Source organism: Candidatus Thiodiazotropha sp. AKIB8 (genome assembly GCF_058244675.1).
This window is the reverse complement of record NZ_JBSYOO010000056.1, coordinates 52,526-66,414: the sequence shown is the minus strand read 5'-3', so window position 1 is coordinate 66,414 and position 13,889 is coordinate 52,526. Positions and strand designations below refer to the sequence as shown.

At 49.3% G+C, this 13,889-nt stretch carries 13 protein-coding genes and 2 pseudogenes; 3 read left to right on the top strand and 12 right to left on the bottom strand.

Features of this window, described 5'->3' with window-relative positions; translation table 11 throughout:
• Both AC4IFB_RS20745 and AC4IFB_RS20740 read right to left on the bottom strand, forming a co-directional pair.
• Positions 1–111 (bottom strand): annotated as a pseudogene (locus tag AC4IFB_RS20745) (transposase); the annotation flags it as partial.
• Between the two features lie 250 nt (positions 112–361).
• Positions 362–616 carry a hypothetical protein gene (locus AC4IFB_RS20740; protein WP_490781195.1) on the bottom strand — a complete coding sequence of 85 codons (255 nt, stop codon included), beginning with the start codon at positions 614–616 and terminating at the stop codon, positions 362–364.
• Between the two features lie 222 nt (positions 617–838).
• Between AC4IFB_RS20740 and AC4IFB_RS20735 the strand changes: the two are divergent.
• Positions 839–1,797: pseudogene (locus AC4IFB_RS20735) on the top strand (IS30 family transposase).
• A gap of 38 nt (positions 1,798–1,835) precedes the next feature.
• On the opposite strand, the gene AC4IFB_RS20730 reads toward AC4IFB_RS20735, so the two are convergent.
• The 8 genes from AC4IFB_RS20730 to folB all read right to left on the bottom strand — a co-directional run bounded on the left by AC4IFB_RS20730 (position 1,836) and on the right by folB (position 11,032).
• A complete protein-coding gene (locus AC4IFB_RS20730; protein ID WP_490781194.1) occupies positions 1,836–2,399 on the bottom strand; it encodes a hypothetical protein in 564 nt (187 codons plus the stop codon).
• Between the two features lie 638 nt (positions 2,400–3,037).
• Entirely contained in the window at positions 3,038–4,057 is a 1,020-nt protein-coding gene (locus tag AC4IFB_RS20725; RefSeq protein ID WP_490781193.1) for a RodZ domain-containing protein, read from the bottom strand.
• Complete coding sequence (gene pilW, locus AC4IFB_RS20720) at positions 4,054–4,842, bottom strand: type IV pilus biogenesis/stability protein PilW (protein WP_490778102.1); 789 nt, start codon at positions 4,840–4,842, stop codon at positions 4,054–4,056. The genes AC4IFB_RS20725 and pilW overlap by 4 nt, the downstream gene beginning before the upstream one ends.
• The gene (gene rlmN / locus AC4IFB_RS20715) at positions 4,839–5,936 is read right to left on the bottom strand and encodes a dual-specificity RNA methyltransferase RlmN (RefSeq protein ID WP_490781192.1); all 1,098 of its coding nucleotides are present in this window, start codon (positions 5,934–5,936) and stop codon (positions 4,839–4,841) included. Before rlmN ends, pilW begins: the two co-directional genes overlap by 4 nt.
• Before the next feature lie 129 nt (positions 5,937–6,065).
• On the bottom strand, positions 6,066–8,273 hold the full coding sequence (locus AC4IFB_RS20710) for a RelA/SpoT family protein (RefSeq protein WP_490781191.1): 2,208 nt from the start codon (positions 8,271–8,273) through the stop codon (positions 6,066–6,068).
• 269 nt (positions 8,274–8,542) lie between these two features.
• Entirely contained in the window at positions 8,543–9,784 is a 1,242-nt protein-coding gene (locus tag AC4IFB_RS20705; protein WP_490781190.1) for a DUF1015 domain-containing protein, read from the bottom strand.
• A 379-nt stretch (positions 9,785–10,163) separates the two neighbouring features.
• A complete protein-coding gene (gene folK / locus AC4IFB_RS20700; RefSeq protein ID WP_490778106.1) occupies positions 10,164–10,682 on the bottom strand; it encodes a 2-amino-4-hydroxy-6-hydroxymethyldihydropteridine diphosphokinase in 519 nt (172 codons plus the stop codon).
• A complete protein-coding gene (gene folB, locus AC4IFB_RS20695; protein WP_490778107.1) occupies positions 10,679–11,032 on the bottom strand; it encodes a dihydroneopterin aldolase in 354 nt (117 codons plus the stop codon). Before folB ends, folK begins: the two co-directional genes overlap by 4 nt.
• A gap of 187 nt (positions 11,033–11,219) precedes the next feature.
• On the opposite strand from folB, the gene plsY reads away from it, so the two are divergent.
• On the top strand, positions 11,220–11,804 hold the full coding sequence (gene plsY, locus AC4IFB_RS20690; protein WP_490778108.1) for a glycerol-3-phosphate 1-O-acyltransferase PlsY: 585 nt from the start codon (positions 11,220–11,222) through the stop codon (positions 11,802–11,804).
• Positions 11,805–11,814: 10 nt separating this feature from the next.
• Positions 11,815–12,783 (top strand): MBL fold metallo-hydrolase, encoded by a 969-nt coding sequence (locus AC4IFB_RS20685; RefSeq protein ID WP_490781189.1) that lies wholly within the window; start codon positions 11,815–11,817, stop codon positions 12,781–12,783.
• Between the two features lie 62 nt (positions 12,784–12,845).
• Here the strand turns inward: AC4IFB_RS20685 and AC4IFB_RS20680 are convergent, their stop codons facing one another.
• Both AC4IFB_RS20680 and AC4IFB_RS20675 read right to left on the bottom strand, forming a co-directional pair.
• Positions 12,846–13,265 (bottom strand): antitoxin Xre/MbcA/ParS toxin-binding domain-containing protein, encoded by a 420-nt coding sequence (locus tag AC4IFB_RS20680; RefSeq protein ID WP_490778110.1) that lies wholly within the window; start codon positions 13,263–13,265, stop codon positions 12,846–12,848.
• A gap of 123 nt (positions 13,266–13,388) precedes the next feature.
• Entirely contained in the window at positions 13,389–13,829 is a 441-nt protein-coding gene (locus AC4IFB_RS20675; protein WP_490778111.1) for a hypothetical protein, read from the bottom strand.
• Positions 13,830–13,889: the final 60 nt, after the last annotated feature.

The window sequence follows — 13,889 nt, the reverse complement described above, 5'->3', positions numbered from 1 at the left end:
ACCGGTGTAGGGATCATCTCCGCATAACCAGGCACGACGTACACAGCGGGAGATACAGTGGTAGAAAGGAGTGGCTTCCAAGCTCACTAAGGTTTGACGGGCTCTTGTCATAACAACCTCCATGTTGTTTCCTAAATTTCAAGTTAAAACTTATATCATTCCTGGGAGTGTTGTAATAATTTTACGGGTGTCCCGTATTTTCTCCATAAATGATACCCAACACAATCACTAAGCCAAAAAAGTACAGATTAAAGATTAGATTCGTAATTTCCATTTTTTATACGCTTAACGTTGCACTGACCTGACCGCCGCGTTGCTTGCGGCGGTTAGGTGGAGTGTCTGGTTATGTGCCCTATCTAAACTAAAATGAACTGAGTAGATCTTTTTCATTAAATGACTCTACTCCTTCCTCTTTGATTGCAAGCAGCGCTTGATCCAATGCTTTTTGTGGCGTTGGGAAGTACTCATGCCAATTGTTTGATACTCCATGTTCGTTAATTATTGATAGCGTCCATTCTCCTTCGCCAATTTTTTCTGAGGAAATTGTTAAGGTAAACCCGTCAATATTTACTTCTTTACATAATTTATCAGTGCTGAATTCCTTCTCATTATCCATGTTTAGTACTCTCCTTCATTTATATGAATAATACTTCCAGTTGTTTATCTTCTGCGCATAACGACCAAGCTGTGCGGCGCAGACGAAGCGCAGCGTAGTTTGCGTCCGAACTAGCGCCTTGTTAGCCATCCCGAATTCATATACTAAGTGCGACACTTTTAAAATTCAGAAAGGTGAGCTGTAATACAGGCTTTTCTTCTTCCGCCAAGTCGAGGATTAGCCATGTCATATAAACAGCTCACCTATAAGGAAAGAGTAACGCTTTCTGTGCTCAGTCATCAAGGGTTATCTATTCGTTCAATTGCTGGTCTTATGGGGAGACATTTCTCTACTCTATATCGCGAATTGGACAGAAATAGATGCCATGTCACAGATGGAGCATACAGGCCCAGTAAAGCTCAACGCAGAACCAGGGCTAGAAGAAGTAGATCCCGCCGCAATCTTCATTACAGTCATGCCGATTTCCTGTTGGTGCGTAAGCTACTAAAGCGAAAGTGGTCACCCGAACAAATCGTTGGTCATATGCGACGTTTCAAGTTGATGAATCGTCGCCTGAGCCATGAAACCATATACCAGTATATCTGGCGAGATAAGGCTAATGGCGGCAATCTCTGGAAATATCTTAGGCAGTCACCCAAGCAACGCCGCAAACGCTACAGAGCCTATGATAGCCGCGGTAGACTGGCCAATAAACGCCACATATCCGAGCGGCCTGCCAGCGTTGAAACCCGCAGATATAAGGGCCACTGGGAAATAGATACTGTTTTCGGCAAAGGCAGCAATCACTGCATAGTTACCTTATTGGAACGCAAAACTGGATATGTCATTATCGGCAAGTTGCCTAACAAATCAATGCATTCGCTCAATAAAAAATCACCAGGTTGATAGGGCGATACCCAGAAAACTTCAAAACCATCACGGCAGACAATGGTACGGAGTTCCATAAATACAAACAGATCGAAGCGCAATGTGGCGTCACCTTCTACTTTGCCAACCCATATCATTCCTGGGAGCGTGGCAGCAATGAAAATGTGAACGGTTTAATTCGTCAGTATCTACCCAAAAATAAAAGTATGGAATCTCTCAGTCAGCGACAATGCGACTACATTGCTTTGCAGTTAAACCAGAGACCCAGAAAACGCCACAATTATAAAACCCCAGAGGAACTGTTCTATGGATAATTTCTATCTTTGTCGCACTTCAAACTTGATACTAGGCATTATTGACACCAAATGGCGAAATGTTCAGAATTTGAAGGAGAGGATTTCCATTTCTGTACTACCCCAACTGCTCTAGGTAGATTCTCTGCTACATTCCTGACCGCTGCAGCCCAAGGCTGAAGCCCTTCTACCACAGCAAAGTCTCCTTGATTGAGTTTTGCATACCCAAGATTTCTGGATTGGTAAGACTTCCTAGTCGCTTCGAACTCTAAGCCAAAGATCATCTTTCGGATAATCTCGGCGTGCCCGTCTTCAAGTAATCCCGCCATTAACGCGTTTACTACCGGATAGTCCTTCTCTGCACCCAACTTGGCATTAACTAGGTCAGCAATTTCCCTTACCCCATGACCATTTTTTGTCAGCTTCCTGTCCCTAGCTTCTTGTTCTGTGAATAGTCCTGCCTCTATGCCAAGGTGCTTTAGAGAGATTTCGATTGACTGAAACAGTAAGAAGACAAACACAGGTATGAGCGCTTCATTCCTATTCAAGTAATCTGAGTCATCACCCAATACTCGACCTGCCGCTTTCGCGTAGGCAACCGCTGCTTCATTAAGATTGAACATTGTCATGACCCTGGTTTAATGGCTAACATATATTCTAAGGCACATTGCCTTATATCCTGACTATTCGCCCACTTCAGCGTGACATCTTCCCGCTATCATGCAATAAATGCAGGATAGTGGGCCATTTGCACCGTAATAGACGGGAATGTTGCCTTATATCTGAAATCTACTGGAGGGGGAGCTAGTGTGCGCCAACTTCCGTGTCTACCATATTTTTATACTAAAAATCATCATATTACCAGTGTATGTACCCTCTGAGGTATGAGATTGATTTTTATGGCTTGTTTAATTCGGGAAAGCTGCCTTCTATCTCCCTTACTTTATGTTTGACATCACCAGGGAACTAAAAAACCATTTCTGCACGGGAACAAAAAGAGAACTAAATCATGGAAGATGGCAATCAAATATCACTCTTTTTACAACAAGTTATCAATAAAATTAGAGTGCGATACTACAGCAGGAGAGCGGAAGATGCTTATCTTCATTGGATCAAGCGTTATTGTAATTCATGGACACCCAATATACAGACTTCACTCAAGTCATCGATTTACTTCCTCTCTGTATCACACACCCTTATGACGCGACAGAGCTGCGCCCTACTCGCTGAAGGGGGGTGTTAGGTTTAACCCTGCTGTGCGTTATAGCTTTTCAGGATCAAGGGTAAATCTAGCTACCTTGCCTCGGGTAAAAGGTTTTAAATCGAAGGGTTCACCATCAATACTCAGGCTTACGGATGAGGCATTACCCAAAACCACAGTGAAAGGCCCATATTGACTGCTCAAACGTCTTTGAGCGCCACTTTTCATCTCACCAATAATTCTCGCTTTGCCATTCTGATCTCTGACTTCTGTCCAGCAGGAGCCACTGAATGCGAAAAGCAGGCTCTTTGTGTCAGTTTGAGTAGCTGGTTCGGCTGAGGCCACCGGGAGACTCTCCACCTGTGGTGCTGCGATCTCTTGCTGCAACTCCGTCTCAACTTGAGTCTCTACCTCTTCAACTAGCTGAGTATCTGATTGCGTACTCTCATCTGTGTTGTTGGTTTGATCTATTAGTGCCGACTCTTCGAAGTTTGAAGTGACTGGAATCTCTTCAACAGGTTCTATCTCTGTCGTCGCCGGTGCGATCTCCTGCGCTTCGAAGACTGGACTGCTATCAGATGGAGGGATCAGGAACTCTGCCTCTCCCTCTTGCTGCATCATTTCAGTTGTCGGAAATGGCTCAGGCTCTTCCAGTTCCACCCGGTTCAACCACCAGAAAAAGAGCAGTGCTGACAACAGCAGCACAATACTCCAAGTCATCAGCTTCATTACGCCGTGACTGCTATGCATGGGTTTTGTCTGCTTCTCGTCCTGTCTTGGGAGTGTTGTTTGCTCCTCAGTTTTCGGCAGCAGACGTTGATAGGAGGCGACGATGGCATCCTCACTCAACCCCAGAAGTCGGGCGTAGTTTCGCAGGTATCCCTGAATAAAGACGGGGCTGGGCAGCTTTTCGTAGTCGTCCGCTTCCAGTGATTCAACTATCGAGGCTTGCAGGTGCAGCTGGGCAGCAACAGCTGATGCATCCAGCCCCTGACGCTCGCGTGCGCTTCTTAGTTGTAAACCCGGGCCCAGTGAGGCAGACGCCCGGTTTTCCTCATCAGCATTTGTTGGTACTTTCATTGCGCTTTTTCGACTTCGTAGAGCATCTGTATTTCGGGTGCATCCGGGAACTCTTTAAACAATCTGCTTCTATACTCGTCCGCTTTTGCCAAATCCTTGAGCTTCTTCTCGATCTTGATGCCAAGTAGTAGCGATGCAGCTGATGGACGGGACTGAGCGTGATAGCGTTCCAGATAGGCGCGCGCTGAAAAATCCTTTTTCTGATCAAGTGAGACTTTTGCCATCTGGTAGAGGGCAGTAGCGTATTTCGGGTTTGCTGTTAAAGCGCGTCGGTAGTAGGTTTCAGCGGTGGATATTTCATCTGCACGCTCACGACACATGCCAGCATTGGTCAGTGCCACCCAGGGAGTGGGATAGAGCGGATTGGCCAAGGCTTTTTGAAAATCAACTTGGGCTTCATCCAGCCTCTCTTGCTTGCAGTAGTAACTGCCCCGGGCATTGCGTATGTAAGGGTCTTGATTATCCAGCTTAACTGCCTCTTCATAATGCTTGCCTGCGAGTTCGTTGTTTCCCAACCGCTCGTAGAGAATTGCGATCACATTATGAGCTTGCGCATAGTCGTCATCAACTTCAATCGCTTTTTTGAGTTTTTTCAGGGCTATGGCAGATCGGCCCTCACGCAAATAGGCCATACCCATCTCAACATAGATCTTGGCCGGGCTGTTCTTTTTCTCTTGCCCTAAGTTACCAGTGGTATCACTATTTTTTCCCTGCGTTGCGCAACCAGCTGAAATGAGTAGTAGCAACGGTAATGCTATTTGTCGCCATCTGAAAATTGATTTCATGAAACACCTTGTTTGAGACTATCCAACCGCTCAAGCCGCAACTGCCGACTGCTGCGATCCCTGACTTTTCCAACCAACTGCCCACAGGCCGCATCGATATCATCACCACGGGTCTTTCGAGTCGTTGCAATAATGCCTGAGCGCTTCAAACGCATGCGGAATGCTTCAACCTGCTCCGGTGAAGAGGCCTGGTAGTCGGTACCGGGAAAAGGGTTGAAAGGGATCAGGTTGACTTTGGAGGGGGTTCCCTCCAGCAGTCGAATCAGTGCCTTTGCATGGGCCAGGGAGTCATTAATGCCATCCAGCATCACATATTCCCAGGTCACCTTGCGCCGTTTATCTCCGTGCACGAACTCCCGGCAAGCGGGTATCAGCTCTTCCAGAGGGTATTTTTGATTGATCGGTACCAACTGGTCGCGTAGTGCATTATCCGGAGCATGCAGTGAAACCGCCAGACTGACATCACAGACCTCACTCAAACGCTTGAGTGCGGGAACAATGCCTGAAGTGCTGATGGTTACACGATATTTTGAGACCATATAGGCCAGATCGTCCTGCATGATACTCATTGCTGTAATCACCGCTTCGAGATTGGCCAGGGGTTCTCCCATGCCCATCATCACGATATTACTCGGGGGCTCTCCAAGTTGACGACTTGCCACCCAGACCTGCCCGATAATCTCCGCGACTGTGAGATTACGATTGAAACCCTGCTTGGCTGTAGAGCAGAAGGAGCAATCCAAGGCACAGCCAACCTGAGAAGAGACACAGATGGTACTGCGCCCGTTGTCGGGTATATAGACCGTCTCGATGCGCTGACCATCTTCGAGTTCCAGCAACCATTTTCGAGTGCCGTCCAGTGCCGGCTGCTCCATCGCTAAATTTGGAATTTTGACCTCGGCCAACTGATGCAACTGCTCTCGCAGTCGTTTCGAGATGTCTGTCATGGCATCGAAGTCGGTGATGCCATGCTTGTGAATCCATTTGAATACATTGCGCCCATGAAAGGCCTTGGAGCCGAACTCCAAAAAGAGGGCCTCCATCTCTTTCAAGTCAAGATTCAGGAGGTTGATTTTAGTCGATTCTTTTGTCAAAACGGGTGATTCGCGATGGTGGTTGACAGAGCTGATTGTGCAGAAAACACAAAAAATTACAATGTGTTAGTTTAGACCTGCTGGAGCTGACTGGCAATTGCGCTGCATAAGCCTGTGAAACTGGTTCGCTCATAGGAGCCGCCTCACAAGATTAATCTCCTGTAACTGCTCAATCTTCGACAATACCCGACTCAACTGATTCATATCTTTGACTTCAATGGTGAAGCGCATGGTTGCTGTATCGGTTTTTCGATCACTGTTGGTATTGACCCCGATCACATCGATATTCTCATTGGTGAGAATGGCTGAGATATCTCTTAGCAATCCTTTGCGATCGGCTGCCACGACCATAAAATCTACTGCGTATTGAGTCTCCTGCTGCTCATCACTCCAGTGTACCGGAATCAGTCGATCCTGCTCCTCATCCGACATCGCCCGGAGATTGGGGCAATCACGACGATGTACGGTAACCCCGCGCCCTCGGGTTACGTAGCCAATGATGGAGTCATAGGGAACCGGTTTACAACAGCGGGCTATGCTGGTCATCAGATCATCGACGCCGGCAACCACCACCTCCCCTTTTACCTGACCCTGGTGGATATGCTTTGATTCTGAAATCGGCTTGGAGCGTGGCGCCGGTTTCTCCCGACCACCAAAACCGGCAACCTGGATGGGAGAGAGATCCCCTCGGCCGATGGCTGCGTAGACATCTTCGCCATGCTGCAGATTGTGTTTGTCTGCAACCTTCTCCAGATCTGGTTTTTCACTGATCGAAAGCCGGGTCATCTCCCGTTCCAGTGCTGAACGCCCCAGCTCTACATGGTGTTCATAGTCGAGCTGCTTAAACCACTGTTTGACCCTGTTTCTTGCCTTGGTGCTATGCAGGTAACCCAGATGGGGGTTGATCCAATCACGACTGGGGGTGCCGTTTTTGGCAGTCAAAACCTCTATGGTTTCGCCACTACGCAGGGGCCTGTTCAACTGCACGATGTGCCCGTCAACTCTTGCACCCCGGCACTGATGCCCAATATCGGTATGGATCGTATAGGCAAAATCGAGGGGGGTCGAGCCTTTTGGCAGTTCGACCACTTTTCCCATCGGGGTCAGCACATAGATCCGGGTAGACTCCATCTCCTGATCGAATGCATCCTGCAGTTCGCCGATCTCTCCACCAACATCCTTTCTCTCCAGCCACTGCCGCATCCATACGATACGTCGCTCAAAATCGGTATCCTCTTTTGCGTCTTCTTTATATCGCCAATGAGCAGCCACACCCAGTTCCGCATGGTGGTGCATACCCCGGGTACGGATCTGCACCTCGAGGGTCTTCTCTTCCGGCCCGATGACTGCAGTATGAATAGATTGGTAGAGGTTGGCCTTGGGGGTGGCGATATAGTCATCAAATTCACCCGGAATATGTTTCCAAAGACCGTGTACGACACCCAGGGCTGCGTAGCACTGGGCAATATCATCCACCAGCACCCTCACCGCACGTAGATCGAAAATCTGCTCGATGTCCACCGCCTTACGCTGCATTTTGCGATAGATACTGTAGATATGTTTGGGTCGCCCGGTGATTTCAGCATCGACCCCGACTGCAAGAAATTTTTCTCGCAGAAGATCCATCACCTCTTGGATAAACTGCTCCCGATCGGCCCGGCGACCATCAAGCAGACTGGCAATTCGCTTGTACTCTTGAGGGTGCAGAAAGCGTAGAGAGAGATCCTCAAGCTCCCACTTGATCTGCCAGATGCCCAAACGGTTGGCCAAGGGTGCATAGATATCCTGTGTCTCTTTTGCCAACCGGCGGCTCATCTCCGGTTCGAGACTGCGAGCAGTTCGCATCAGATGGAGCTGTTCTGCAACTACCACCAGCACCACACGAACATCCTCCGCGATGCCCAGCAACAGACGACGAAGATTTTCAGCATGCTGCTCTTCATCTTCTACAGCTACCTCAGTGGAGAGGTCGGTCAAGGCACCAATCCGCCCCAGGTCATCAACCATGCGCGCGGCATTCACACCGAGTTCTCTCTGCAGCTTCTCCTCAGTGATATCTGGATCCTTCAGAGCGCCCAGCAGCATTGCTGAAGCGACTGTCTCCCGATCCATATGCAGATGCCCGAGTATCTCTGCCACACTCAGGGCATGGCGAAGCTGGCTCTCCCCGTTCAGGACATGTCGTTGCGGGTGGGCACTCAGCGCTATCTCTGCGGCAATACGCAGGTAACCCCTGTCATCATCACTGAACTCATCCGGCAACATCTCCAGCCAATGTTCGATAGCTGGCTTTTCGATGAGATCGCCTTCAGGGAGACTGCTATTGGTAGTAACCATCTAGAACCTAGAATCCGTAGCTGATCATGGATTTGCGGGAAATCATCGTCGACCCGGTTAGCATCTGCATGGTTCTCCATTAGTGATCAGTGCCATACCGGCTGCGCCAATGCTGCTGGGTATGCAGGTTTTTTTCACATATCCCTGTTGCGCTTCAGACCTCAGCCAACAGCTGAGGAGAAGCGTCTCTAATTGATTCTGCATACCATTCCTTGCTTCAAATTGTTGCGATCTTATGTGGAACCCAGGTTTTGGCGTTGCACAAAAAATCAGTCGAGTACGTGACTGACCAGACCATCCGCCAGCTTCGGCTCAAACCAGGTCGATTTGGGTGGCATCACCTCATCAGCGTCAGCCACTGCCATTAAATCTTCCATCCCGGTCGGATATAGGGAGAAGGCAACTGCCATCTCACCGGAGTCGACTCGTTTCTCAAGGCCGGATAAGCCCCGAATACCTCCGACAAAATCGATCCGGGAATCCCGTCGTGGATCACTGATCCCCAATATGGGTTCAATCAGATGGTCTGCCAGTAGACTGACATCCAACCGAGCCACAGGATCATCTGCAGGTATCTTTGCAGGGTCGAGGCGCAGTCTGTACCACTGTTGATCCAGATACATACCGAATTCAGCCGGTTCTGCAGGCTTCACTGACTCCTGCCTCTGTTCCACTTCAAATGACGCCTCTATCCTGGCGAGAAAATCTTCCTTACTGAGACCATTCAGATCCTTGACTACCCGGTTATAGTCGAGAATCTGCATCTGATTGTGAGGAAAGATGACGGTCAGAAAATAGTTGTATGACTCTTCACCTGTATGATCTGGATTAGCCGATTTACGTGAAGCCCCTACCCGAGAGCCTGCCGCAGAACGGTGGTGACCATCGGCAACGTAGAGCGCCCCCATGGCATCGAACAAGTCGGTCAGTCGGGTAACCGTCTCTTCATCATCCATAACCCAAACTTCATGCCGTACCCCGTCAGCCGCTGTGACATCCATATCGGCAGCTCCTTCTGAAACCTGACTTAAGATCTGATCGACTTCCGGTGCACTTGGGTAGACCAGGAATACCGGGCCGGTCTGGGCATTCAGCGCATCAACCTGACGTACCCGGTCATCTTCCTTGGCTGGACGAGTAAACTCATGTTTCTTAATACGATTTGAATCATATGCTTCAACCGATGCCGCTGCAGCGAGTCCGGTCTGTACATGGCTGCCCATGGTCAGACGGTAGACGTAGTAGCAGGGCTTGGTATCACGAATCAAGACGCCCTGCTGCTGCATCCTAGCCAGATTCTCAGCCGCTTTTTTATAGACCTCAGGCGCATAGGGATTGGTTCCCTGGGGTAGATCTATTTCCGGCCTGGAGATGTGGAGAAAACTCCACTCCCGTCCTTTAGACATCTCCCGCGCTTCGGCCTCATTCATGACATCATATGGCGGTGCAGCAACATCGGCAGCACGGCCCTCGGCAGGACGGAGTCCAAGAAAAGCTCTGATCAGCGACATGGGGTTTTCCTCATGGTCAGGGTGTAGCCAAAATGGCCGGAATGATTTGCGAGGTGGGATTGTTTCAAAAGAGTCACAGGTGAATCAAGGGAGTCATTCAATCGATGTCAGAAAAATCCTACTTTAAAATGAGAACAAACCTGCATCTTAAATAAGGTTATTCACTTAGACTTTACACCGTCGCAGAGACGGAAGCCAAGGAAGACCCCCAGGTACATGGAGGTATAGGACTGATACCAATTGCCAACCAATCAGTGCGACACAAGATCCTGGTGCCCAAGGAGCGGGTGCCGGGGTTTTTTTATTCCGGGGTCTGAAAAGGCCTACAGCACCCCTTCCAGTAGCTATCCCATCACCAAATCAGAATAGAGCTAAAGCGCTACAGACTGCTTTGCAGCGGCATATCCACTTGCCAGAGTGGCTGCGCTGACTGATCGAAGGCCTGCCACAACTGCCGATAAGTTTTTCCTACCCGAGGGTGAAACTCTTCTCCTGCCACCTCAGACAGGGGGAGCAATACGAAGGCATAGCGCAAAATTTCATCTCTTGGAAGCTGCATTTCACCCTTATCGACAACCTCTGCTCCATAGGTCAGCAGATCGATATCAATGGTTCTGGCATCAAATTTATCCCCGCCTCGTTGTCTGCCATGTCTCTCTTCTATCCCTTTCAGCCGTTCGTTCAGAGTGACAGGCGACAACCGGGTATGAATACCCACTACCAGATTTATAAAATTATCACCCTTGAATCCCACTGCTTCACTCTCATATACCGGAGATATGCAGAGATCCCCGAACATCGCCCGCAAATCATCAATCGCCTTCGGAAGATGGCGCATGGGTGCCTGGTTACTTCCCAGGCTCAACCAGGCACGGACCAACTGACTGGATTGAGTCAATGCCTGGTTCTCTCAATAATCACCCCCACATCACGGGCAGCACTGACAGCCCCAATCTTGTTTAAGGTCAATCTTACCCAGGGAACCTGAAACTCATTTAGCACTATCTCAGCACATCGTTCAGCCAGCGTCTCTACCAGTTGGAATTTGCTCCCGCGCACAAAGGAGACCAGACGTTTGCTTACAGCCTTGTAATCCAGTGCATCCTCAATTGCGTCCGACTTCGCCCCCTTGGCAATATCGGCTCCCATCTCCAAATCGATTACCACCGTCTGTGTAATCTCTCTTTCCCAGTCGTAAATACCGATCACAGTTTCGATGCGCAGATCACGAATGAAGACGATATCCATAATTTCAGAACCATAGCTTGTAAAAAATGCCAATGGTAGTTGAGTATTGATGAAGAACAAACCCCTAATCAGATGGGGAGTTGATGAGTTGCCGTCCCTTTGCTTCTATCCGCTCAACTCAAATGGAGGTCGAGCGCCTATAAAACCCAGCTTGACCTGAAGCGGTGACAAAGGTTCAAATTAGGCCATGATCATCAATTCAATATTAATTTTCAGTGCCTATCTACTCGGTTCAATCTCCAGTGCGATCATCGTCTGTCGTCTGATGGGCCTACCCGACCCACGAAGCCAAGGCTCAAATAACCCAGGCGCAACCAATGTGCTTCGAATCGGCGGTAAGAAAGCCGCTGCGATCACCCTTTTCGGGGATATGGTTAAAGGGTTGATCCCGATGTTGATTGCCCATCTGCTGGAGGCACCACCTCTAATACTCGCACTCACAGGTTTCGCTGCTTTTCTCGGCCACCTCTACCCACTGTTTTTTAACTTTGCAGGGGGCAAAGGGGTCGCGACTGCGTTGGGTGTACAATTTGGCCTGCACTGGGGAGTGGGTCTCTCAGTAGCCCTGGTCTGGCTATTTACAGCCAAAGTCATCAATATCTCTTCTCTCTCAGCCCTGATCTCCATGGCGCTGGCCCCACTCTTTGTTTGGCTGATATGGCCTGAACCTGAACTGATTATTATGCAAATCCTGGTAAGCTGCCTACTCTTCTGGCGCCACCGATCCAACATAACCAATCTTATCTCCGGCGCCGAAAATAAGATCAGCTAGCGAGTCTACGATGAGCAACACCCGAACCCTGGAATACTCACACCAAATCACCTGTATCGACACGTTTTATCAGCGTCCAGGCCTGGCGGCCTGCTACCTGTTGGAAGCGGAAGGTGAAGCGGTCTTTATCGATACCGGAACCAGCAACAGCGTGCCCCATTTGATGGCGGTCTTGGAAGCAAAAGGGCTCTCACCTTCACAAGTCCGCTATGTGATACCCACCCATGTACACCTTGATCATGCCGGTGGTTCGGGCAAGTTAATGAGTCTACTGCCGCAAGCCTCATTGGTGATCCACCCTTACGGGGCAAAGCACCTTATCGATCCATCAAAACTGATTGCAGGGGCAACAGCAGTCTATGGAGAAGCGGCATTCGAGGAGCAATTCGGCCAGCTTGTGCCCATTCCGCAAGAGCGGGTGATCGAAGCACCAGACGGTTTTCGTTTGACCTTTGGCAATCGGGAACTGCTCTGTCTAGACACGCCCGGTCATGCCCGTCACCATATCTGTATCTTTGATGAGCAGAGCCGTGGCCTCTTTACGGGGGACACCTTTGGCCTCTCCTATGCAGAACTTAATGGCTCTCAGGGTTCGTTTATGATTCCCGCCACCACACCCATCCAGCTCGACCCGGATGCCTGGTACGAAACCCTTGATCGACTGATGGACTTAAAGCCGGAAAAAATATACCTGACCCATTTCGGCGAAGTCACTCAACCCGATCTCCTGGTCAAGCAATTACGCAAACATTTAGAGGAGTTCACCCAAATTGCACTTGCCTGCGAGGCAGAGCCAGGTAAAGCAAGAAAAGCCCAGATCCAGGCTCAACTACAATCCTGGTTACTGCAGAAACTTCAGCAAAATGGCTCTACCCTGCCCCCAGAAAAGATCGTCGAGTTGATGGAGATGGATCTTGACCTGGATGCCCAGGGCATGGAAGTCTGGTTGGCCCGTCGAGAAGAGGCCGCAGCAAGCTGACGGTCAGTAACAGAGGCATCTATTCGTGTTTAACGAATAGATGCCAGTTATCCGAAAACCCTTCAGATAGGTGTGGATCCGCTCTGCTCCCAGGCAAACGTGCAATCGAGGCGAGAGAGTACGTAGACCATACCCTGCTCTCCATCACCCATCATCATCGACAAAGGGCTTCGCTTATTGAAGAGGTGGTTGCGTTGCCGAAGCCAGCGTTTACCCATGCTTGAATTGGTAGGGTAAGTTGTACGCAGGGCATCGTTGATACGTACCAGATACTCGATACGCCTCATCACTTCAGGACTATCAGGGAGCGCCTTGTTATGGCGATATCGGGTTATGTGGCGTGGCTTGCCATTAATCTGGAGCAGCGACATCATCTCCTCGCTGTGTAACCCCCAACTGTCTAATAGATCCATTACTCCCCGGGTGATTGCCATTTGCTCACCCGCAGAACGAACTGTAGTTTCTGGTATGGTTTCGGTCATATCTGCAAATCCCTAGTGTTTAACTTGGTTTTTTCAGAGTCTAGCACGATTCGCGGCACCAAAACCCAATATAAATCGTGGTAATTAGCCCGGTACCTCAACAGCTATATTCAGCCTCCAAAGTCACCCCTGCCCCTTCCACAGGGAGTGCCACCAACGCTTACGGTTATTAGGCATCGCAATGGCTGGCAGATCAACGGGCTTTAGCTTACTCAGTATCCATCCCGGCAGTGGCGGATTATCGCTATAGCCACAAGAGACCCCGAGATTGTTAGGATCGTAAATCTTGATAAATGCGGGTTGTTTCAGATCATCCGCATAGACGATACCGCAATACTCTTCGTCATGCTCACTCCGCAATAACTCATCAATCCGATCAACAAAGATCAGCAACTCTGCATCGTCAGTTGATGTTTCTGGCGGAGATTCTCCAACAGCATAGATATACCATCCCCCTGTGGCATCCTCTTTCAATGCCTGCCAAAGATCATCCAGCTGAGGCCATCTAAGTGCTGAAGTGAAGCTGCCTTTGAAGGCCAGCATAAATTCGCTTTCTCTATTCATCACCACACCTGAAACGGAGTTAACCGTATAGGGAACCTCACAACGGGTCATGCTACAACA

Coding starts and splice junctions, on each gene's coding strand:
- AC4IFB_RS20740 (WP_490781195.1), bottom strand. CDS start 616: ATGGATAATGAGAAGGAATTCAGCACTGATAAATTATGTAAAGAAGTA.
- AC4IFB_RS20730 (WP_490781194.1), bottom strand. CDS start 2,399: ATGTTCAATCTTAATGAAGCAGCGGTTGCCTACGCGAAAGCGGCAGGT.
- AC4IFB_RS20725 (WP_490781193.1), bottom strand. CDS start 4,057: ATGAAAGTACCAACAAATGCTGATGAGGAAAACCGGGCGTCTGCCTCA.
- pilW (WP_490778102.1), bottom strand. CDS start 4,842: ATGAAATCAATTTTCAGATGGCGACAAATAGCATTACCGTTGCTACTA.
- AC4IFB_RS20710 (WP_490781191.1), bottom strand. CDS start 8,273: ATGGTTACTACCAATAGCAGTCTCCCTGAAGGCGATCTCATCGAAAAG.
- AC4IFB_RS20705 (WP_490781190.1), bottom strand. CDS start 9,784: ATGTCGCTGATCAGAGCTTTTCTTGGACTCCGTCCTGCCGAGGGCCGT.
- folB (WP_490778107.1), bottom strand. CDS start 11,032: ATGGATATCGTCTTCATTCGTGATCTGCGCATCGAAACTGTGATCGGT.
- plsY (WP_490778108.1), top strand. CDS start 11,220: ATGATCATCAATTCAATATTAATTTTCAGTGCCTATCTACTCGGTTCA.
- AC4IFB_RS20685 (WP_490781189.1), top strand. CDS start 11,815: ATGAGCAACACCCGAACCCTGGAATACTCACACCAAATCACCTGTATC.
- AC4IFB_RS20680 (WP_490778110.1), bottom strand. CDS start 13,265: ATGACCGAAACCATACCAGAAACTACAGTTCGTTCTGCGGGTGAGCAA.
- AC4IFB_RS20675 (WP_490778111.1), bottom strand. CDS start 13,829: ATGAATAGAGAAAGCGAATTTATGCTGGCCTTCAAAGGCAGCTTCACT.